The organism is Allobosea sp. LjRoot90 (assembly GCF_964254315.1).
Lineage (GTDB): Bacteria > Pseudomonadota > Alphaproteobacteria > Rhizobiales > Beijerinckiaceae > Allobosea.
The window spans coordinates 635,760-657,357 of the sequence record NZ_CAXUTF020000001.1; the positions used below are offsets into that span (position 1 = coordinate 635,760).

A 21,598-nucleotide genomic window follows, 5' to 3' on the forward strand; every position below is an offset into this window, starting at 1 on the left:
AAGGCGACGGCCCTGGAGTGAACTGGGTCGCGTTATAGAACGCGCTGCGCCTCTCATCCCCGCGATCGAGGAGAGAATTTGATCGCAAGGGCGAACGCCCCAAACGCGATCAACTGACCGGCGACGAGGATGAAGGGCCAGGTGAAGCTCCCGGTCTTGCTGGCGAGCATGGCAAAAGCCAACGGCCCGCAGATCGATCCGATGAACCCGAACATGCTGGCGCTCGATGTCACATCACCAATGATCGCAAGCGGCGAGACCCTCGCGAGCTCGGCCATGTGGACCCCGTTCCAGCCCATCGATGTCGCCCCGACCAGCGCCATGCAGCCATAGACCAGCCAGGGGCTTGCCGTTGCCGACCACACCAGCAGCAGAATTGCGCCGCCTGCGGCGAGCGCCAGAACGGACAGTACCAGAAGGCCCGATCCCAACCGGTCCGCCAGCCAGCCGAAGGCGATGCGTGCGAGCGTACTCGTCGCAAGCAGCACCGACATGTAGAGCCCGGCCTGGGCCAGGCTCGCGCCATGCTGGATGACCATATAGGTCGCGGTGAAGGCGGTGATGCAGGCTTGCGTGATCGAGAACGACACGCCGATCGCGGTGAGCATCGGCAAGCCCGGATGGGCGTTGATGATCCGCGCGGCTCTCGTCAGCGACGATGGCGACAGGAACAGGCGAGCCCAGCCCTGGTTCCGTGGTCCCTTTTCCGCATCGAGCCGCGGTTGAAAGACCTGAACCAGCACGACGCAGGCAAGCACGCTGGCGACGAGCGCCGAAACGGCGCCGACGAAGCCGAATGCCAGGACAAGAGGGGCGACGGTGATCCCGGCAATGGCTCCTCCGAGCGGCACGCCCGCCTGCTTGATCGAGAAGATCAGCGTGCGATGCTCGGCTGGCGCAGCGCGCATCAGGACCTGGCTGCCGGCAGGTGTGTTGGGCGCCAGTCCAAGGCCCACGAGCAATGCCCCGGCGAGCCCGAGCGAGATGGCCGGCTGCGACAAGAGTGCCAGGCCCGCGGCGACGAAGATCAGGCCCAATTGCAAAGTGCGGATAGGGCCGTAATGATCGAGCATCGGGCCGCCGCAGGCCAGAAACCAGCAGATCCCGACGGAGACAACGGCCGAGACATAGCCGATGTTTTCAGGCGCCAGGCCCCAGCGCAGCGTCAGGATCGGCCCAAGCAGCGGGATCGCGGCAGCGGCGAACGAGCTCACGACTTGCACGAGGAGAGTCGCGCTCAGGGCGCTCCCCCACAATGGCAGCTTCAAACCAGGTCCCCCGGCCTCGCCGACGTTAGGTTATGCCCCAGCACCCGAACAGGCGGTGCTGGAGGGTCGCGACGTTGGATTGGTCTTCCGGCAATGCGGGGGAGCAGTCGAGGCCGGAGATGGGCTGACGGGCCTGCATCGGGCGCATGCGCCGGCTGGTCTTATTGCCGTTTGATCTCGTTCGAGCTTGGCTGCGAGGGCGGGCTGGAACGTTGGGGCGGCCGTAGGGATCTTTGCCGCTAGCCTACAGCTGGCGCCGTCGTCTCCAGCCCCATCTGCCAGAAATCGGCTTCCAGTCTTGAGGCCTGGCCAAACAGGGCTGCGAGCTCGCTGAAGCGCGCTTCGGTCATGGCGCGAGCGGCGAGGGCGTCGAGATGCCGGCGGGCGTCGCGGGCGACCTGCTGGTAGGCTTCTCCGGCATATTCGCCGATCCAGTCGCGATAGGGATGGGTCGCGAGCGCAGGGCCGAGCCCGGTGGCGAGGCGAGTGCCGATCTCGGCATAGCCGACGACGCAGGGCGCGAGCGCGACGTGAAGATCGAGCAGATCGCCAGCCTGCCCGCAATCGAGCACGAAGCGGGTATAGGCGACTGTCGCCCGGTGCTCGGGGGCAGCTTCCAGCTGTTCCGGGGAGAGGCCCCAGCGCTCGCAGAGCCGGACATGCAGATCCATCTCGAGATCGAGGATGGCGGAGAGGCCAGCTTTGGCGGCGCGCATGTCGGCGAGGTTGCGGCTCTTATAGGTCGCCAGCGCATAGGCGCGAGCGAACTGGATCAGGAAGAGATAGTCTTGGACGAGATAGGTCCGGAAGGCCGCCTCGGGCAGCGAGCCGTCGCCCATCTGCCGGACGAAATCATGCTCGACATAAGATGCCCAGTCCGCCGCCGCAGCGGTTCTCAATCTGTCGAAGATGTCCACGGCTTCCTCTCGCGACTCAAAGCGCCGGCCGCAGTCTTAGCGCAGGCGGGACCCGGAGGAAGCCGTGCCTGGTGCGGCGCCCTCCAGTTACAGCACGAGCGCCTTCATCGCCTCGTTGATCCACCGCCATTCCTGGCCGGGCGCATCCTCGCCGCGCAGGGTCGCCAGCAACTGCTGATAGCGCAGCGAGCGGTCGTGGTGCCGGCGGTGCTGATCGAGATGCCAGGCGCGGAAGCTCTCGTCCGGCTCGCGCTTCATCGCTGTGGCCGAGGCATCCAGCCAGCCCTGAGCGATGGCACGGCCCACCTGCGAGTCAGGAGCTTCGCCGGCCGCCATCGCCTTGCGGATCTCGGCGAAGATGCGCTCGGCGGCGGCGTGATAGGCGGCAGGGTCGAATTCGGGCGTCCACATCGCCGCGGCATCGGCCTTGGCGCTGGCGATGACGGTTTCGTCGCTCAGCATCGCCCTGAGCTCGGCGAAGGCGTCGATCTGCTCCGGCGTCGGGTCATCGGGCAGCTCTGGCGCTCCGGCCTCGATCGCCTTCTGCCGCCAGTCTGGATTCATCCTGTCGCCGGTGACCTCGTCGTAGAAGCGCTCGGTCAGGGCCCGCATATCGGCATTGGACAGATTGGTCATGGTCCACAATCTCCTGATGTCGTCGGCGGTGGGTTCGGGATTGCGCAAGGCGGCGCGCAGTGTCGCGGCGATGCGGCGCTTGCCGGCGATCTCGGCCTCGAGCGCCGAAAGGCGCAGGGCCAGCAATTCGGCGAGCGAGCCCTTGCGGGCGAGGATGCCCTGGATCGCGGCGAGACTCGTGCCCATGGCACGCAGCGCCTGGATCAGGTCGAGCCGCGCCGCGTCGGCGTCGGAGTAGACACGGTAGTTCGCCATGGTGCGGGTCTTCGGCGGCAGCAGCCCCTTGTCGGAATAGAAGCGGATGCGCCGCACGGGCACGCCGCAGAGGCGGGCGAGCTCGCCGATGGTGTAGCGCTGGTCGGTCATGGTCATGAGGCCGTCCTAGCGTCTCCACCTGATGGAGGGTCAAGCGCCACTGCGACGGAGGCCTCACTCAAATGCACTGGATTCCGAACAGAGATGCGAAACCCTGTGCGGCGAAAGCTGTGTGTCGCCGGCGATGCGTCAAAGCGAAATTAGTGTGTCGCGGCCATCTTCCTGCGCGTGCACGCCCCACGCCACGATCCGATCTCCAGGCACGCCGAACCGGCGAGCGAAGCGCCTCGCAGCGCCACGCTGGTGCGCGGCTTCGATGGTCTCGGCTACGAGCCCGCGCTGGAACGCGAGTACCGGCAGCACATGCGCACCGATCAGCGCAGCAGCACGCTGGTCTGCCTCATCACGGCGCTCGGTATCTGGCTGACCTTCATCGGGCTCGATCTGACACGGCTCGACAATCTCGCCGCGATCGCAAGCGGTGACGGCTCGGTCGAGCTCGCCATCGCGCTCCGGCTGGGGACGCTCGCCGTGATCCTGCGGCTGGTCTGGATCGTGCGCCGCAACCGGCAGGCACGTTCCTATCATCATCTCACCATGCTGGCGCTGGCGCTGATCGGCGTGACCTGCGCCTTCATCGCCAACATGTACAAGCTGCGCGGTCTGCCGCAGGCGGACATCGCCCAGCTCGTGATTATCGCCGCGGTGTTCCTGCCGGTCGGGCTGACCTTCCTGCAGAGCCTCGGCGTCGCCCTGCTGATCGCCCTGTTCACCACCGTACTCGGCTTCGTCATGCTCGAACCGGCGCAACTGGCTGAACATGGCCGGCTGTCGATCTTGCTGTTCTTCGCCGTCTTCGTCAGCGCTGTCGGCGCCTGGCTGCGCGAGCGGGCCGAACGTGACCAGTTCCTGTTGCGGCGTATGCTGCACAGCCGGGCGATGTCGGATGCCCTGACCGGGATCGCCAACCGGCGTGGTTTCGAGGAGCATGTCGCCATGGCGTTGCTGCAGGCGCGGCGCGACCGCATGCCGGTTGTCTTTGCGGTACTCGATATCGACCATTTCAAACGCTACAACGACCGTTATGGTCATCAGGCCGGCGACATCGCGCTGGCGCTGATCGCCCGCGCCGTCGATGGCACGCTGCGCCGGCCGATGGATATGGTCGGGCGGCTGGGCGGCGAGGAATTCGGCCTGTTCCTTTACGACACCACGCCGGAGAAGGCGCAGGAGCGACTGGAGCAGGCGGCGCAGGCGATCGCCGAGCTCAGGATCGAGCATGCGGCCTCGCCGACGGCGCAGTACATCACCGTCAGCATGGGGGCCGTCGGTTTCGACGGGCAGGAAACGGCCGTCGATCTCTATCGGCGTGCTGATGCCGCACTCTACGCCGGCAAGGCCTCGGGCCGGAACCGGGTCGAGTTGGGCGAGAGCGGCGAGCGCCTGGCAGGCTAGCCGCGTCCGCCGCCGAGCTGCTATGTGGCGCGCCTCCCTTCGCGATGAGAGAATTCCCATGTCCGAACCCGTTTCCATCGGCCTGATCGGCGCCGGCATCATGGGCGAACGCATGCTGCGTGCGATCCTGGCGCAGGCGCCCGAGCTCGTGCGCGCCACCGGGATCTGGGATCCGTCCGAGCAGGCGATGGCCCGGATCGCGCAGGAGTTGCCGCAGGTCGCGCGGGTTGCCGATGCCGCTGCGGTGATCGTGGCGAGCGATTGCGTCTATGTCGCCTCGCCGCCGGCCTCGCATCTTGGCCATGCGCGCGCCGCGCTCGCGGCTGGGAAAAGCGTGTTCTGCGAGAAGCCACTCGCGATCGACGTTGCCGATTCCCGCGCTTTCGTCGCCGAGGCGGGAGCGCGCGGCGCAGTCAACTTCCCCTTCGCCTCGTCGCCCGCGGTTGCGCAATTGCAGGATTGGCTCAAGGCCGGGGCTGTCGGCGGCGGCAGGCGAATTTCGATCGAGGTCGCCTTCGCGACCTGGCCGCGCTCCTGGCAGGCCGATGCGGCCGGCTGGCTCGACCGGCGCGAGCAGGGCGGCTTCACCCGCGAAGTCGTCTCGCATTTCCTCTTCCTGAGCCGCCGGCTCGGCGGGCGGCTGCACAGCCTGCAGGCGAGCGCCTCCTTCCCTGAAGCGGGCAAGTCGGAGCGCCGGATCGAGGCACGGCTGCTGGCCGGCGACACCCCGGTGACGCTCATCGGCAGCGTCGGCGCGACGCAGAAGGACGACCACAACATCTGGCTGCTCGAAGGCGAGGCGGGAGCGATTCGGCTCTGCGACTGGTCGTTGGCCGAACGCCGCCAGCCGGACGGCTCTTGGCAGCGCGCACCAGATGCCCTGACCCAGCTCGAGGCGCGCCCGGTCGCGCTGAAGCGGCAGCTTGAAGGCGTCGCGAAGCTGACGCGCGGAGAGGCTCACCAGCTCGCTACGCTGGAGGAGGCGCTCAACGTGCAGGAGATCGTCGAGGCGATCCTGGCCAGTTAGATACCTTCATTGAGGCGACATGGCAGGAGGGCTATGATCGGTGGGCTCAGGAGGCCTGCCGATGCGCCATGCCTTCCTAACCGACGCCCAGATCGACGCGCGCGCCCTGGCGCATCGGCGCGAGCTCGGCTTTGCCGACGATCAGGCCGTCGACGCCATGACGCTGCTGGCCAGGCTCAAGGCGCGCTATCCGGAGTTCGCCTATGAGCGTGTGCCCGATGGCTCGCTTGGCGAGGCCGAAGCGCAGTGGGATTCGCTGGGGAAGCGGCTGCTGATCCCGGAAAGCGTGTTCCAGGCCGCCGATCGCGGCGAGGGCAGGGCGCTGATGACGGTAGCCCACGAGGTCGGCCACGCGCTGCTTGGTCATGAGGGCAGTCTCAACCGCGCACCCGCCGGCAGCAGGGCTGAGCGGGTTTCGGTGAAGCTGCGGTCGATGGAGTATCAGGCGCGGCGCTATGCGGCCGCCTTCCTGATCCCGGACACGCCGGCGGTGCGCCAGTTCGACGCGACCGCGCTGAGCGAACGCTACCGGGTCAGCATGAGCGCCGCGATCGTGCGTCATAGCGAGCTGAGATCGGGCGCGAGCGCGCGAGCCCTGTCTCTGCGGCAGGCCGGCCTCGACCTCTGAGCGGCTTGCCGTCGACGCGCTCACAGGGCATGGCTCGGGCAACGCGATCACTACGAGGCTGCCATGACCATCGCCGTTTCCGGCCTGCCGCCGGCGCCGAGGCCCGCCCAGCGGGCGCAGGCCGTTTCGCCCTTCATCGTGATGGACGTGATGAACGCGGCCGAGGCGATCGAGCGGCGTGGCGGCTCGGTCGTGCATATGGAAGTCGGCCAGCCTTCGGCGGCGACGCCGGCGAGCATCCGGGCGGCTGCGTCGCGGGCGCTGGAGGATGGCCGGATCGGCTATACCCAGGCGCTCGGCATCGGCTCGCTGCGAGCCCGGATCGCCCGGCATTATCGCGAGCGCTACGGCGTCGAGGTGCCGGCCGAGCGCGTCGTCGTCACGACCGGCTCCTCCGGCGGCTTCATCCTGAGCTTCCTCGCCTGTTTCGAGCCGGGTGCGCGCATCGCCATCACGGCGCCGGGCTATCCGGCCTATCGCAATATCCTGATCGCGCTCGGACTCGAGCCGGTGGCGATCCCGGTCGGCCCGGAGACGCGCTATGCGCTGACGCCCGAGCTGATCGCCCGGGCGCATGCAGAAAAGCCGCTCGCCGGCGTGCTGACGATGAGCCCGGCCAATCCGACAGGCGTGGTGATGGCGCCCGAAGCGATCGCCGCCGTGGCGGCTGAATGCCGGCGGCTCGGGCTCTGGTACATCTCCGACGAGATCTATCACGGCCTGACCTATGAGCGGCCGGCGACGACAGCGCTCGCCGCCGATCCGGACGCGATCATCGTCAACTCCTTCTCGAAGTACTATTGCATGACCGGCTGGCGGGTGGGCTGGCTGGTGGTGCCGGAGCGATTGGTGCGTACGATCGAGCGGTTGCAGCAGAACTTCTCGATCTCGGTGCCGATGCTGAGCCAGGTCGCCGGCGAAGCCGCCTTCGACGCGACCGCGGAATGCGAGGCGATCAAGGCCGGCTACGCCGAGAATCGCGCCTATCTGCTCAAGGCGCTGCCGGAAATCGGGCTCGGAGATTTCCTGCCCGTCGACGGCGCCTTCTACATCTATCTCGACATCGGACGATATTCGAACGATTCTATGAGCTTCTGCCGGGATGCTCTCGAAAACGCCGGCGTTGCCATCACGCCGGGTCTCGATTTCGACGAGGGTCGCGGCGCGCGGACCGTCAGGCTTTCCTTTGCCGGCTCGCTGGCCGAATGCGAGGAGGCGGTCGCCCGCATGGGGCGCTGGCTGAAGACGCGCTGAAGCGGGTGCTTGCCAAGGCGACGCGACGGACTCAATCTGATCCGGCTTGGGGGCAGGACATGGTCGCAATGCGGAACTGGCTGAAAGCCCTGGCGTTTTATAGCGCGGTCGCGCTGGCTAGCTTTGTCACGGGCCCGCAACCGGTCGCGGCGCAGCACGCCAAGACGGACTCGTCGACCGTGCTGACCCTGCGCGGCGATGAGACGCCCGAGACGGTGCGCAAGCTCGTCGATGCCCTGTCAGCCGGTGGACGCAAGGTCGAGATCAGGTTCGCCGGCAAGGGCGAGGCAGCTGCGGCTCCTGCGGCACCGGCGTCTGCCGCAGCTGGTGCAGCGCTGCCGCCATCGTCGAGCAGCACTCCGGCAGAGCATGAAACCCCGGCCGAGGCCTTCTGGGATCATTTCGTCGATGGGGTGTCGCAGGGCCTTGGGGCCGTACCGCGCCTTGCCCAGATACCGGATGCCTGGCGTAGCGCCTGGGCGCAGAACCGCAACGGCGCAAGCGGCGTCTCGGCCGGCTGGCGGCTCGCAATTGGTCTTTTGCTCGCGCTCACTGTGGCCGGGCTGTTCCGGCTCGCGACCGCAGGCTGGTTCGCTCGCCGGCTGCGGCCGCAAGGGCCGGAGTTCACGCCGCGCCTGATCGCGTCCTCCTGGGGCTTGCTGCAGGACCTGGCGACGCTCGGGCTCTGGCTCGCAGTGCTGCATGCGGCGCGCAGATTCTGGCTGCCGGAGCCCGACCTCGCCCAGATGGTGCTGCGCACGATCGCCAACGGCCTCACCATCGGCGCCGGATATCTGATCATCGGACGCTTCCTGCTCGCTCCCGGCGCCTCGGAACGTCGGGTCATGCCGCTGCCGCGGGCCGAGCGGGCTTTCAAATTCCTGATCTTCTTCGGCATTCTCACGCCCGTCCTGCTGACGGCGACGGTGTCGATCCAGCATGCCACCGGCCCCGGAGCCGTCGTCGGGCTATTCGCTCTGGTCGGCATTGTCGCGACCTTGTTCAAGGTCTGGTGGTTCATCGATGCGCGGCACGATCTTGCGGCGCTCATCCTCGGTTCAGCGCATGAGCCCGGGCCGACGCGCCGCGTGATCGCCCTGACGACGGGCTGGCTCTATGCCGCACTCGCCGTGCTGATCTGGATGGTCGGCAATGCATCCTCGATGATGGAGGGTGGGGCGCGCTGGGCGGAGGCTGCCGCACTGACGCAGTTCATCATCGTGCTGGCGCCGATCCTGGCCGTCGGCATCACCAGCCTGATGGCCTGCCGGCAGGCACATGCAGCCGCACTCGGCGAGACCGCGCCACTCTCGCTCGCGATCGGCCATGCCCTGCGCGCTGCGGCGGGCGGTGCGATCTGGGCCGGTGGCTTCTATTTGCTCGCGCGGCTCTGGGCCGGTTTCCTGTTCGGCGTCAGCTCCGACCAGTTCGCCGTGCTCATGCGCCAGGCCGGTGGCGTCGCCGCGCTCGCCTTCGGCGGCTGGGTCGCGATCGTCTTCCTGCGCAGCTTCTTCGACGCCTATACGCCCAAGTCGACGGCAAGCATGCCGGGCGACGAGGATGCGGTCGCGCACGACCATGTGCCGTCGCGGCTGGCGACCGTGCTACCGGTGCTGCGCGGCGTCGTGCTCACAGCCGTGTTCGCCCTGACCGGACTGGTGCTGCTGTCGCGGCTCGGCGTCGATATCGGGCCGCTGCTGGCGGGCTTCGGCATTCTCGGCCTTGCCATCTCCTTCGGCTCGCAGGCACTGGTGCGCGACATCGTCTCCGGCTTCTTCTTCATGCTGGAGGACGCCTTCCGCGTCGGCGAATACGTCGACAACGGCCGCCTCAAGGGCACGGTCGAGAAGATCTCGCTGCGCTCGATGCAATTGCGCCACCAGAGCGGACAGATCCATACCGTCCCGTTCGGCCAGGTGCAGTCGCTGACCAATGCCAGCCGCGATTGGGCGACGGTGAAGTTCAACGTGAGGCTCGACCACTCCGCTGATATCGAAAAGGCCCGCAAGACCATCAAGAAGGTCGGGCTCGCCTTGCTCGAAGACCCGGAATACGGGCCGCATTTCATCGCCCAGCTCAAGATGCAGGGCGTTGCCGACATCACCGATTCGGCGATCGTGATCAGGTTGAAGTTCACCGGCAAGCCGAACCAGGCCTCGATGCTGCAGCGCGAGGCGCTGAAGCGGGTCTATCGCGGGCTGAACGAGGCGGGGGTTCCGTTCGCCTCGAATGCGGTCACGGTGAAGGAAGGGGGCGGCAGGAGCGCTGCCGCGGCGATCGCGGCCGTGCCGCCGCCGACCCCGCTCGCGCCGGCGGCTGAATGAACCTCGACCGGGCCGGGTGCCTTCACCCGGGCTGGTAGCCGAAATCCAGCATGAAGAAGAAGCCGAAGCCGATCAGCGCCAACAGGGCACCGATGCCGGCGGCGAGGCGAGCGGCGGAGAGCTGGTTCACCCATTCATGGCGCTGGCCGGCGCGTTCGGCGGCGTGCTCGCGACCGTGCTTGTGGAACTGGCTGGCATAGAGGTCGGGCGTCATCTGCGGGCCGACAGGCAGGTTGCCCTCCAGCTCGTAACGCACCGCGACGAAGAGGGTGAACAGGCCGAGCAGGCCGACGCCGAGCCAGCCGATCGTCTGCTGGGCAAGCCAGGCAAGGCCGAGCAATCCGGCACAGGCGATCGCCCTCACCACCAGGCGCTCACGGCTTCGCGGCGGGCGCATTCCTTCCTCCCGCAATGAAAAAGGCCGCCGCGATTGCTCGCGACGGCCCCGATTTTTACTTGCGTCCGGCCAGCTTGTTCCACCAGCCGCCGCGCTTGGGCCGGTCCGGATCCGGTTGTGTCAGCACGACTGCGACCGGCTCCTCGACTATGCGTGGTGCAGGCGGGGTAGGCGGCTCTTCGGCAGCAGGCTCCGGCTGAGGGGCTGCGGCTTTGGTCGGCTTGGGAGCGGTCACCGGCTCGACCGGAGCGGCAGCGACGCCATCCTCGGTGATCGGCACGACCTTCTTGCGCGAGCGGCTGCGCTTCGGCTTCTCGGCCGGCTCGGCGACGCTCTCGCCCGTGCTCTCCACTGCCTTGGCGGCTTCTTTTGCCGCTTCCTTTGCGGTTTCCTTGGGGGCTTCGACGGTTTCAGCCTCCGCGTCGGCCTTCTTGGCACGGCCGCGGCGCGCGCGCTTCGGCTTGGCCTCGGCCTCCGGAGCAGGCGCTTCGGTTACGGCCGGGGTTGCGTCCTCGGCGGCAACCGCGACGGGAGCCGGAGCAGCGTTCTCGTCCGAGTCGTCATCATCGCCCTCGGCCTGGTCGTCGCCCTCGGCAGTGCCCTGCTGGTCCTGCCCGTCACGCTCGCCACCGCGCCGACGACGCCGACGCCGACGCCGACGCCGACCGTCGCGGCTCTCCTGGCTTTCGCCCTCGGCAGCGGCGCGCGGCTCAGCCCCGGTCTCGCCTTCGGCCTCGCTCTCAACCTCGACCTCAACCTCGACTTCGGCCTCGACGACATCGTCATCCTCCGGCTCGTCGATGATCGCCTCGGCGCGCATGCTCGACACCGGCACGACGCGGTTCTCGTTGCCGACGAACTCGCCGCGCTCGACCTCGAAGTAACGGGTGCCGAGCAGAGCGGCGTCGGCCGAGATGATGATGGCGATGTTGAAGCGCTCCTCCAGGTCGCGCAGATGGGCGCGCTTCTGGTTGAGCACATAGAGTGCGACCTCCGGCCGGGTCCGGACCTCGAGGTTATGCGAGGCGCTCTTGATCAGCGCCTCCTCGAGCGCGCGCAGGATCTGCAGCGCGATCGACGGCGTCGAGCGGACGAGGCCGGCGCCGGCGCAGTGCGCGCAGGGCACCGAGGAACTCTCGAGCACGCCGGTGCGGATGCGCTGGCGCGACATCTCCAGCAGGCCGAAAGCCGAGATGCGGCCGACCTGGATGCGGGCGCGGTCGTTCTTCAGGCAGTCCTTGAGCTTCTTCTCGACGGCGCGATTGTTGCGGTTCTCCTCCATGTCGATGAAATCGATCACGATGAGGCCGGCAAGGTCGCGCAGGCGCAGCTGGCGGGAGATCTCCTCCGCCGCTTCGATATTGGTCTTGAGGGCGGTGTCCTCAATGTTGTGCTCGCGGGTCGAACGCCCGGAGTTGATGTCGATCGCGACCAGCGCCTCAGTCTGGTTGATGACGATGTAGCCGCCCGACTTCAGCGTCACCGTGTTCGAGAACATCGCGTCTAGCTGGCTCTCGACGCCAAAGGCGGCAAAGAGCGGGGTCTGCTCGCGATAGGGCTTCACGCTCTTGGCATGGCTCGGCATGAGCATGCGCATGAAGTCCTTCGCCTCGCGATAGGCGTTCTCGCCGGCGACGTGAACCTCGTCGATATCCTTGTTGTAGAGGTCGCGGATCGAGCGCTTGACGAGGTTACCCTCCTCATAGACCAGCGCCGGGGCGACCGAGCCGAGCGTGAGCTCGCGCACGCTCTCCCACATCCGCATCAGATATTCGTAGTCGCGCCTGATCTCGGGCTTGGTGCGGGAGGCGCCGGCGGTGCGCAGGATGATGCCCATCCCCTCCGGCACCTCGAGCTCCTGGGCGATCTCCTTCAGGCGCTTACGGTCCTCGGCATTGGTGATCTTGCGCGAGATGCCGCCGCCCTTGCCGGTGTTCGGCATCAGCACAGAATAGCGGCCGGCGAGCGAGAGATAGGTGGTGAGAGCCGCGCCCTTGTTGCCGCGCTCTTCCTTGACAACCTGGACCAGGATGATCTGGCGGCGCTTGATCACCTCCTGGATCTTGTACTGGCGGCGCGAATGGCGATGTGGCCGTTCGGCGATGTCGTCGAGGGCGTCGCCGCCACCGAGCTGCTCTGGCTCTTCCTGGGCCTCTTCGCTGCCGTTTTCGTCGTCGCCGCTCTCGTCGTCATGCGACGGCCGGCGTGCCTTTGTCTCCTCGCCACCATCTTCCGATGCGGCGACCTCGGTGGTCTCGAAGGTCAGCGGCGCAGCGTTCTCGACGACATTCTCGCTGTCGGATTCGGCAACGGCCGGGGCGAAGGACTGGCCGAAGGCGGGCGCGCCTTCATTGACCATGGCGGCTTCCTTGCCGTCGGTCTCGACAGTTCCGTTGGGTGCCTCGGCCTCGGCGCTGACGGTCTCGCCGCTCTCGGCGGTGCGCTTGGCGCGGTTGTCGCGGCCGTCACGATCGCGGCGGCCACGGCGGCCGCGGCGCTCGCGCTTTTCCTCATCGTGCTCTTCCTCGCGCTCGGCGCGGGCATCCTCGGCGAGCAGCGCCTGCCGGTCGGCGATCGGGATCTGATAATAGTCCGGATGGATTTCGGAGAAGGCGAGGAAACCGTGGCGGTTGCCGCCATATTCGACGAAGGCGGCCTGGAGCGAGGGCTCCACGCGCGTCACCTTCGCCAGATAGATATTGCCGCGGAGCGGCTTGCGGCTGGCGGATTCGAAATCAAACTCTTCGATACGAGAGCCGCGGGACACCACGACCCGGGTCTCTTCCGGGTGGGTGGCATCGATAAGCATCTTGTTGGCCATGGGACAAATCCATTGGCGCGGCGGCCTTGGCAATCCGCCGGGCTGCGGATGCGAATCCGCGGCCGCGGGCAGGGGCACCGCGCGTAAGCCGGCTGTGGCCGGCATGTTGCAGGGGAAGGAATTCGATCAAGAGACGACGACGGGAGCGAGCGGCGGGGCGGGCAAAAAGCCCGTCGCCACCTGAAAGGTCTCGACGAAACACCGAAAGGGAAAGCGGCGTCGTTTGCCCCGACATCTGACCTTTGACCTACAGCGCACCTCTAGAACGAGGCACACCGCGTTTGACACGCTCGCGGACAAGAAGACCGGCGCCGATTGCTGCCTGGCGCAGGCTCGTCCGCGGACGATTCCGTTGTTGGCTGCCTCCGCGCCGGCGCGGATCGGTTTAACCGATCCGGTCGTTCGGCCAATTCGCAGGGCGCGGGCGGGCCAATGGCCCAGCTTGTGCGCTGCGGTAGCCTTCGCGTTGCAACCATCTCCATTACAGACAGGCGATGCATTTTTGCAAGCGCGTTAACAGTGGCCAAGTTTTGGCGGGCGGTTCCCGGCGCTACGCCCGCATGGTAACGGGTTGTCAACGAATGGCGGCGCTATGGTTAACCTTCGTTAAGCGTCGAGCAAGCGAATCGAGGAGCTTTCTCCTGCTGCACGGGCTTCGCCTTTCTGTGGCGTGCATCGGCCGAATCGCCATGCTGGCGCGGCATTTTGTCGTGACCGCGGCGCTGGGCTGCCTGCTTGCGACCACTGTGGCGGCGAACAGCGGCCGCGGCGCCAGCGATTCTCCCGTCGCCACCGATGCGCGCATCGAAGCTCAGGGCGATACGGTCCGGTTGACGTTGACATTGTCGCGACCGGTGACCGCGAGCGCGACCGTGATGGCGGGCCCGGATCGCGTCATCGTCGACCTGCCGTCGATCAATTTCCAGATCGAGCCGAAGCAGGGCCGCAAATCGGCCGGTTTCGTCTCCGGTTTCCGCTACGGCCTGTTCATGGCCGACCGTGCCCGCATCATCCTCGACCTTGCGCAGCCAGCCATGGTGGCGAGCGTCTCCGTCAAGCCGCAGCGCGGCGGCTTTGGCGAGCTCACCATCGAGCTGAAGCGCACGAGCCGCGAGGAGTTCGTCGCTCTCGCCCGGGAAGAAGCCGCCAAGGCACAGCTGCCGAGCATCCCGGTCGAACGCAAGGCCGAGGGCGATTCGCGCCGCATCGTGGTGATCGACCCTGGCCATGGCGGTATCGATCCCGGCACCCAGGTTGCTGCGATCGCCGAGAAGGCGGTCGTGCTCGCCTTCGGGCTGAAGCTGAAGGAGCAGCTCGAGGCGCAAGGGCGCTACCGGGTGATCATGACCCGCTCGGACGATACCTTCATCTCGCTGGGCGACCGTGTCCGTATCGCGCGGGGAGTCGAGGCCAGCCTGTTCATCTCGATCCATGCCGATTCGCTGGCACAAGCGCAGGATGTGCGCGGCGCCACCATCTATACCGGCTCGGAGCGCGCGAGCGATGCCGAAGCGGCGCGGCTGGCGGCAAAGGAAAACCAGGCGGATGCCGTCGCCGGCCTCGATTCGAGCGAGGACGTGCATGATGTCGCCGGCATTCTGATGGATCTCGCCAAGCGCGAGACCCGCAGCTTCTCGACGATCTTCGCGCGAAATCTGGTCGAGCGGCTCGGCGGCTCGGTCAAGATGCACAAGGTTCCGTTGCGTTCCGCAGGTTTTCGCGTATTGACCGCTCCCGATGTGCCGTCGGTTCTGATCGAGCTCGGCTACATGTCGAGCCCCAAGGATGCCGAGTTGTTGAATTCCGAGGGCTGGCGCAACCAGGCCTCGGCGGCTGTCCAGCAGGCGATCGACCAGTATTTCGAACGCCTGCAGACACCGGGCAAGGCTGCGCAGAGCAAGCCTTGACGGTGGAGTGGTCGAAGATGGCGATTTGTGGTCGTAAAGCCACGGTTCCGCCATGTCCGCCATGATATAGAGACGAGTTCAAGATTAGCCGGGCACGGCGCGACGCCAACGGGGGAGGGCGCCGCCGCTGCCGTTAGCCGAGGTCAAATTTCTCGATGCGGTTCATATTGCGCCTTTTCGGATGGGCGTTCGCCGCCGGTACGATCCTGTTCGTCATCGGTGTCGCAGGCGCAGCCGGCGTGATCTGGCACTACTCCAAAGACCTGCCCGATTCGGCGCAGCTGCGGAATTACGAGCCGCCGGTGATGAGCCGCGTCCATGCCGGCGACGGCAGCCTGATCGCCGAGTTCGCCAGGGAGCGCCGGCTCTATTTGCCGATCCAGGCAGTGCCGAAGCTGATCATCGACGCTTTCCTCTCGGCCGAGGACAAGAACTTCTACAAGCATTTCGGCGTCGACCCCGAGGGCCTCGCCCGCGCTGCGATCTCGAACTTCCGCAATCGCGCTTCTGGCCGCCGGCCGCAGGGCGCCTCGACCATCACCCAGCAGGTGGCGAAGAACTTCCTGGTCGGCTCCGAGCAGAGCATTGAGCGCAAGATCCGCGAGGCGCTGATCGCGCTGCGCATCGAGTCGACCTACTCGAAGGACAAGATCCTTGAGCTCTATCTCAACGAGATCTATCTCGGCGCACCGGCACCGGGGCAGGGCAGCTATGGTGTCGCCGCGGCGGCGCTGAACTATTTCGGCAAGTCGGTGCATGAGCTGAACGCGCAGGAAGCGGCCTATCTCGCGGCGCTGCCGAAGGCGCCGACCGACCTGCACCCGTTCCGCAACCGCGAGCGCGCGATCGAGCGCCGCAACTACGTGCTCGACCGCATGGCCGAGAACGGCTTCCTCAAGCGGCCCGATGCGGAGGCTGCCAAGAAGCAGCCGCTCGGCGTCAATCCGCGCACGGTCTCGCCGAACCAGATCGCCGCCGGCTATTTCGCCGAGGAAATCCGGCGCGAGCTGCAGGATCGCTATGGCGAGAAGAAGCTGCTCGAGGGCGGGCTCTCGGTACGCGCCACCGTCGATCCCAAGATGCAGCTGATGGCGCGCAAGGCGCTGGTCGATGGTCTCGTGCGCTTCGACGAGGCGCGCGGCTGGCGTGGCGCGATCCAGAAGATCGATGCGGCGAGCCGCGAATGGGGCCTCGCCATCGCCGAATTGCCGGTGCTCGGCGACGTCAAGCCCTGGCGCCTCGCCGTCGTGCTCGACGTTGCCGGCGACAGCGCGCGCCTCGGCTTGCAGCCGGTGCGCGAGACATCGGGCCAGCTCCGGCCGGAGCGCGAGACGGTGACGCTCGGCCCGGACGGTATCCGCTGGACGCGGCGCACCCGCGTCTCGCAGGCGGTCGCGCCGGGCGACGTGGTCTATGTCGAGCCGCTCGACGGCAAACCTGGCCAGGTCCGCCTGCGCCAGATGCCCGAGGTCAATGGCGCCATCACCGTGATGGACCCGTTCTCGGGCCGCGTGCTCGCCATGGTCGGCGGCTTCTCGCATGACCAGTCGGAATTCAACCGGTCGACGCAGGCGCTGCGCCAGCCGGGCTCGTCGTTCAAGCCCTTCGTCTATGCGACGGCGCTCGACAATGGCTACACCCCGTCCAGCATCGTGCTCGACGCGCCGATCGAGGTCGACCAGGGTGGCGGCCTCGGCATGTGGACGCCGAGCAACTATGACGGCAAGTTCACCGGCCCGCGGACGCTGCGCTACGGCATCCAGTTCTCGAAGAACCTGATGACGGTGCGCCTCGCCAAGGATGTCGGGATGCCGCTGATCGCGGAGTATGCCCGCCGCTTCGGCATTTATGACGATATGCTGCCGGTTCTCTCGATGTCGCTTGGCGCCGGCGAGACCACGGTGATGCGGATGACCGCGGCCTATTCGATGCTGGCCAATGGCGGCAAGCGCATCCGGCCGACGTTGATCGACCGCATCCAGGACCGCTGGGGCGCGACGATCTACAAGCACGACCAGCGCACCTGCGAGGGCTGCGAGGCCGATAAATGGGCGAACCAGCGCGAGCCGCGCCTGGTCGATAATCGCGAGCAGGTGCTCGACCCGCTGACCGCCTACCAGATGGTCTCGATGCTGGAAGGCGTCGTCAACGCCGGTACGGCGCAGGTGGTCAAGTCGGTCGGCAAGCCGCTCGCCGGCAAGACCGGCACCACCAACGACGCCAAGGACGTCTGGTTCGTCGGCTTCTCGCCCGATCTCGCCGTCGGCGTCTATATGGGCTTCGACAAGCCGAAATCGCTCGGCAATTCGGCGACCGCCGGCCAGTATGCCGCACCGATCTTCCGCGATTTCATGACCGTCGCGCTGAAGGAGAAGCCGGCGACGCCATTCCGCGTGCCGCCCGGCATCAAGCTGATCCGGGTCGATCCGCGTACCGGCATGCGCGCCGGCGGCGAAGGCGGTATCCTGGAAGCGTTCAAGCCGGGCACGGCGCCGCCGGACAGCTATTCGGTGATCGGCGCGTCCGACGGCACGGGCGGGGCGATGAGTGTTGCTCCGGCGGGCGGTCGCTCGGTCGGCTCCGGCACCGGCGGGCTCTACTGAGCCCTCCCATTCCCGCCAGGGCGGCGGCGCTCGCCGCGCCTTTGCGGGATATCCTGCGGGCGGAACTGGCGCGCGGCAACCGGATCGCGGAGATCGCCGACTGGCCTCCGCATTGCGAGCTGCTGGTGATCCTCCAACGACCCTTTCGCAAACGCTACACGCTGACGGCGGGGCTCGACTACGCGGACATCAACGACCCGCATTACTGGAAAGCCGAATATCGCCATGACGGCGGGCGCCATTGCCTCGCCTGCGGCTTCTGAGCGCCGGCCATTCAGGGCCGGGCATTTACAGCGCCGCGCATCCTTTCTATGCCAGCGCCCGGACAGCCCCTTTTGTACAGGACTTCGATCCAGCTCCATGCGCCCAGAGATTCAGACGCAACTCGACAACGCCAAGCAGTCGATCGGACTGCTGAGGAGGCATCTTTGACTGGGATGTCGCACAACGACGCCTGGCGGAGCTGAACGCGCTCTCCGAAGGCCCGGATTTCTGGAACGACGCCGAGACCGCTCAGAAGCTGATGCGCGAGCGAACCTCGCTCGAGGATCAGATCAACGGCATCGCCAAGCTCGAGCGCGATCTCGACGATGCGCTGACGCTGATCGAGCTCGGCGAGATGGAAGACGACGAGGCGACCGTCTCCGAGGGCGAGGCTGCGATCAAGGCGGTCGAGGTCGAGGCGGCGCGCCGGCAGGTCGAGACCCTGCTTTCGGGCGAGGCCGACATGCTCGACACCTATGTCGAGATCCACCCCGGCGCTGGCGGCACCGAGAGCCAGGACTGGGCCGAGATGCTGCTGCGCATGTACCGGCGCTGGGGCGAGCGGCGAAAGTTCAAGGTCGACGTGCTCGACTATCAGGACGGCGACCAGGCCGGCATCAAGTCGGCGACGCTGCAGTTTAAGGGCCACAATGCCTATGGCTGGCTGAAGACGGAATCGGGTGTGCACCGGCTGGTGCGGATCTCGCCGTTTGACTCCAATGCAAGGCGGCAAACCTCCTTTGCATCGGTTTGGGTCTATCCGGTGGTCGACGACCGGATCATCATCGACGTCAAGGAATCCGACTGCCGGATCGACACCTACCGGGCCCAGGGCGCCGGTGGCCAGCACATCAACACGACCGACTCGGCGGTGCGCATCACCCATATCCCGACCGGGATCGCAGTGACCTGCCAGCAGGAGCGCTCGCAGCACAAGAACCGGGCCAAGGCCTGGGACATGCTGCGCGCCCGCCTCTACGAGGTTGAGCTGAAGAAGCGCGAAGACAAGGCGAATGCCGAGCAGGCCTCCAAGACCGACATCGGCTGGGGCCATCAGATCCGCTCCTATGTGCTGCAGCCCTATCAGCTGGTGAAGGATCTGCGCACGGGCGTCGCCTCGACGGCGCCGGCCGACGTGCTCGATGGCGAACTCGACCCGTTCATGGAGGCGTCGCTGGCGCAGCGCGTCTATGGCACGACCGTCGAAGTCGAGGACCTCGATTGAGCGGGGGCAAACGCTCCCGCGGCCGCGAGATCCTGATCAATCTCGCGGTCTCGGTCGGCAGCGTCGTCGTCTTCCTGCTGTTCTGCGAGCTCGTGCTGTTCCGCTTCGTGCTGCCGGCGAGCGATGTGCCGCGCAATGCATTCGTCAACGAGGTGGTGCGCTACCAGCCGGGGCAGAACGGCGTTTGGCGCGTGCGCGACGAGATCGCGGCGCCTTATCGGATCAATGCGCAGGGCTGGAACTCGCCGCTGCCGGACTACCCGGTCGAGCGCAAGCCCGGCGTCACCCGCATCGCCTTCGTCGGCGACAGTTTCGTCGAGGCGCTGCAGGTGCCGTTCGACAAGAGTTATGCCGAAGCGGTTGGCGCCAAGCTGGCTGTCGCGGGGCCGGTCGAGATTCAGCGCTTCGGGGTCGCCGGCGCTCCGCTCAGCCAGTATCTGCAGATGATCGAGCGCGAGGTCGTGCCGCGGCGGCCCGATCGGATCGTCGTCAACCTGGTCCATAATGATTTCGACGAGAGCTTCGCCTTCAAGCCGGGGCGCTACACCTCGAGCTTCCTCAAGCTGAAGATCGAAGGCGGCAAGGTCGTCGGCGAGGTCACGCCCGAGCCCTGGCGCGCCGGCTGGCTCGAATTCGTCCGCCAGAGCGCGACGGCCCGCTTCCTGCTCTATCGCTGGCAGGTCAGGCCACAGGCGCTGGTCGATGCGATCCTCGGTCCGGCCAGGGCCGCGGGCGAGGACGGCTTTGCGGCCAATATCGACGTGGCGAGCGTGTTGGCGCAGGAGGCCGATATCCGCATCGCGACGGATTACCTGTTCGGCCGGCTAAAGGCCCGCGCTGACGCGATCGGGGCAAAGCTCCAGATCGTTATGGATGGCGATCGCGAGGCGATCTATGCCGGCCGGGCCGACAGCCCGGCGCTGAAGCTCAACCGGATCGCCGCCGAGATGGCCGGCAAGCACGGTATCGCTTTCCTCGACCTGCATCCGGTTTTCGCCGCCGAATGGGCCAGGGCTGGCAAGCGCTTCGAGTTCCAGGCCGACGCGCACTGGAACGAGTACGGCCATCAGGTCGCAGCCGCCGCCATCGCCGAAGCCTTGCGTTGAACTGATTCACGAATCAAAACAGATCGCTGCGCGTAAGTGTTTCGGCGATCTGTGAAGATGATTGAGCTTGGAAAACTACTCCTGAGGACGTGAGCCTCAGACCCGGCCGGCGAGCTTGTTGCCGGCGCGCAGGAAACGGTTGGGATCGATCGGGTCGCCGTCGAGACGGGTTTCGTAGTGCAAATGCGGCCCGGTCGAGCGGCCAGTCGAGCCGACGCGGCCGACGAGGGTTCCGCTGGCCACCGTCTGCCCCAGGCTGACCAGGATCGCCGACATGTGAGCGTAGCGTGTGGTCAGGCCGTTTGCGTGCTCGATCTCGACCATGTTGCCGTAGCCACCCGAATACTCGGCGGTCACGACTTTTCCCGGGCCCGTGGCGCGTACCGGCGCTCCGTGCTCAGCGCGCAGGTCCATGCCGGTGTGCAGAGCGGCCCCACGCGTAAAGGGATCGGCGCGGTAGCCATAATTGGAGCTCAGCTCGAGCTCTCCGTCGAGCGGCCTGTTCAGCGGCAACCGTTCGGCGAGGCCACGCAGGTTGAATACAGTCGCTATGCGGGGCTGCAACGAACTCAGTGTCGCCTCGAAGGGGCCGGCGGCAGGATCGATGTTGAGGGGGACGAGCGGTCCACCGACACCCTTTGCGACAGAGCTCGCCGCTGCGAGCTTGTCTGTGTCCAGCCTGGTTTCCGCGAGCGCGCCGCGCAGCGTCTTCTGGGTTTCGCCGAGGGTCCGGTCGATGTCGCGCAGGGCTGCAAGCTGGGCGGCCGAGCTGCGCTCGATCGATTGATCGAGCTGGATCAGCGCCCCGGCGACACGCTTGGCTGGCGGCACAGGCTCCTCGGCCTCGCCCGATTGCCAGGGGGCCGGACGGTCGTCGGCGCCGCGCAGCGGCAGGGTCTCCGGCGCCGGTGTCGGCTTGCCGGAGGCGAAAGGCGCGAAGCTGGTGACGCCGGAGGCACGGATCGGCTCCTCGGGCTTGATCATGCGCTGGCGCAGCGGGTTCTTCGCGGCCTGCGACACGCCGATGCCGGCCGATTGCAGACTCTCGGCAACGGCGTTGACCAGGGACTGCCGCGATTCAAGCTCGGCCTGGCGCGTGGCGATCTCGCCGACGCGGGCCTCGACCCCGTCCTGATCGAGCAAGGCACGGCTAGCGAGCCGATCGACATCGGCGCGCAGCGCCGCGATCCGGTCCTCATAAGCGTATTGGCGCGAGGTCTCGCGAGTGATCAGCCGTGCGGCGAGATCGTCCTTGCGCAGGATGTACCAGCTCGTGGCCCCACTCCATGCGGTGGTCAGCGCCAGCAGGCTCAGGCCGAACAGCGCGGTCGAGCGGCTGATCGTGAAGCTGCGGCGGGACAGGATCCCGGTCACCGGGAGTGCGGGGCCAGGAGCTTGGGCACGAGAATCCGAGGGAATCATACGCAAAACCGAGTTGACGCTGCGATGGT

16 protein-coding genes are annotated in these 21,598 nt (G+C 66.9%); 10 read left to right on the plus strand and 6 right to left on the minus strand.

The genetic code is table 11. The annotated features are described in order from the left end of the window. Positions 1 to 53: 53 nt before the first annotated feature. The 3 genes from ACSQ3M_RS03130 to ACSQ3M_RS03140 all read right to left on the minus strand — a co-directional run bounded on the left by ACSQ3M_RS03130 (position 54) and on the right by ACSQ3M_RS03140 (position 3,193). On the minus strand, positions 54 to 1,268 hold the full coding sequence (locus ACSQ3M_RS03130; RefSeq protein WP_436148603.1) for an MFS transporter: 1,215 nt from the start codon (positions 1,266 to 1,268) through the stop codon (positions 54 to 56). Positions 1,269 to 1,507: 239 nt separating this feature from the next. Continuing rightward, a complete protein-coding gene (gene tenA, locus ACSQ3M_RS03135; protein WP_436148604.1) occupies positions 1,508 to 2,185 on the minus strand; it encodes a thiaminase II in 678 nt (225 codons plus the stop codon). Positions 2,186 to 2,272: 87 nt separating this feature from the next. Next, on the minus strand, positions 2,273 to 3,193 hold the full coding sequence (locus ACSQ3M_RS03140; protein WP_436148605.1) for a MerR family transcriptional regulator: 921 nt from the start codon (positions 3,191 to 3,193) through the stop codon (positions 2,273 to 2,275). Between the two features lie 171 nt (positions 3,194 to 3,364). Here ACSQ3M_RS03140 and ACSQ3M_RS03145 point away from each other — a divergent pair, with 171 nt between their 5' ends. The 5 genes from ACSQ3M_RS03145 (at position 3,365) to ACSQ3M_RS03165 (ending at position 9,824) form a co-directional block, all read left to right on the plus strand. Next, entirely contained in the window at positions 3,365 to 4,591 is a 1,227-nt protein-coding gene (locus ACSQ3M_RS03145) for a diguanylate cyclase domain-containing protein (protein ID WP_436148606.1), read from the plus strand. A 58-nt stretch (positions 4,592 to 4,649) separates the two neighbouring features. Next, entirely contained in the window at positions 4,650 to 5,618 is a 969-nt protein-coding gene (locus tag ACSQ3M_RS03150) for a Gfo/Idh/MocA family protein (protein WP_436148607.1), read from the plus strand. A 61-nt stretch (positions 5,619 to 5,679) separates the two neighbouring features. Further along, positions 5,680 to 6,246: an ImmA/IrrE family metallo-endopeptidase gene (locus ACSQ3M_RS03155; RefSeq protein WP_436148608.1), complete on the plus strand. Its 567-nt coding sequence runs from the start codon at positions 5,680 to 5,682 to the stop codon at positions 6,244 to 6,246. A 63-nt stretch (positions 6,247 to 6,309) separates the two neighbouring features. Continuing rightward, positions 6,310 to 7,500, plus strand: coding sequence for a pyridoxal phosphate-dependent aminotransferase (locus ACSQ3M_RS03160; protein ID WP_436148609.1), 1,191 nt, complete (start codon positions 6,310 to 6,312; stop codon positions 7,498 to 7,500). Positions 7,501 to 7,559: 59 nt separating this feature from the next. After that, positions 7,560 to 9,824 carry a mechanosensitive ion channel family protein gene (locus ACSQ3M_RS03165; RefSeq protein ID WP_436148610.1) on the plus strand — a complete coding sequence of 755 codons (2,265 nt, stop codon included), beginning with the start codon at positions 7,560 to 7,562 and terminating at the stop codon, positions 9,822 to 9,824. A gap of 22 nt (positions 9,825 to 9,846) precedes the next feature. Here ACSQ3M_RS03165 and ACSQ3M_RS03170 read toward each other — a convergent pair whose 3' ends face one another. Both ACSQ3M_RS03170 and ACSQ3M_RS03175 read right to left on the minus strand, forming a co-directional pair. Beyond that, complete coding sequence (locus ACSQ3M_RS03170; RefSeq protein WP_436148611.1) at positions 9,847 to 10,221, minus strand: hypothetical protein; 375 nt, start codon at positions 10,219 to 10,221, stop codon at positions 9,847 to 9,849. Positions 10,222 to 10,276: 55 nt separating this feature from the next. Then, complete coding sequence (locus ACSQ3M_RS03175) at positions 10,277 to 13,042, minus strand: Rne/Rng family ribonuclease (RefSeq protein WP_436148612.1); 2,766 nt, start codon at positions 13,040 to 13,042, stop codon at positions 10,277 to 10,279. Between the two features lie 710 nt (positions 13,043 to 13,752). Here ACSQ3M_RS03175 and ACSQ3M_RS03180 point away from each other — a divergent pair. The 5 genes from ACSQ3M_RS03180 to ACSQ3M_RS03200 all read left to right on the plus strand — a co-directional run bounded on the left by ACSQ3M_RS03180 (position 13,753) and on the right by ACSQ3M_RS03200 (position 20,147). After that, entirely contained in the window at positions 13,753 to 14,949 is a 1,197-nt protein-coding gene (locus tag ACSQ3M_RS03180; protein WP_436148613.1) for an N-acetylmuramoyl-L-alanine amidase, read from the plus strand. A 155-nt stretch (positions 14,950 to 15,104) separates the two neighbouring features. Beyond that, entirely contained in the window at positions 15,105 to 17,552 is a 2,448-nt protein-coding gene (locus ACSQ3M_RS03185) for a penicillin-binding protein 1A (protein WP_436148614.1), read from the plus strand. Positions 17,553 to 17,593: 41 nt separating this feature from the next. After that, a complete protein-coding gene (locus ACSQ3M_RS03190; RefSeq protein ID WP_436148615.1) occupies positions 17,594 to 17,815 on the plus strand; it encodes a hypothetical protein in 222 nt (73 codons plus the stop codon). Positions 17,816 to 17,912: 97 nt separating this feature from the next. Then, positions 17,913 to 19,041 (plus strand): peptide chain release factor 2 gene (gene prfB / locus ACSQ3M_RS03195; RefSeq protein ID WP_436148616.1). Its coding sequence is split into 2 segments (ribosomal slippage): positions 17,913 to 17,981 and positions 17,983 to 19,041, totalling 1,128 coding nucleotides; the frame shifts between segments, so codons are not numbered across the junction. Beyond that, entirely contained in the window at positions 19,038 to 20,147 is a 1,110-nt protein-coding gene (locus ACSQ3M_RS03200; RefSeq protein WP_436148617.1) for an SGNH/GDSL hydrolase family protein, read from the plus strand. Before prfB ends, ACSQ3M_RS03200 begins: the two co-directional genes overlap by 4 nt. 96 nt (positions 20,148 to 20,243) lie before the next feature. Here ACSQ3M_RS03200 and ACSQ3M_RS03205 read toward each other — a convergent pair whose 3' ends face one another. Beyond that, positions 20,244 to 21,521: a M23 family metallopeptidase gene (locus tag ACSQ3M_RS03205; RefSeq protein WP_436148618.1), complete on the minus strand. Its 1,278-nt coding sequence runs from the start codon at positions 21,519 to 21,521 to the stop codon at positions 20,244 to 20,246. Between the last annotated feature and the right edge of the window lie 77 nt (positions 21,522 to 21,598).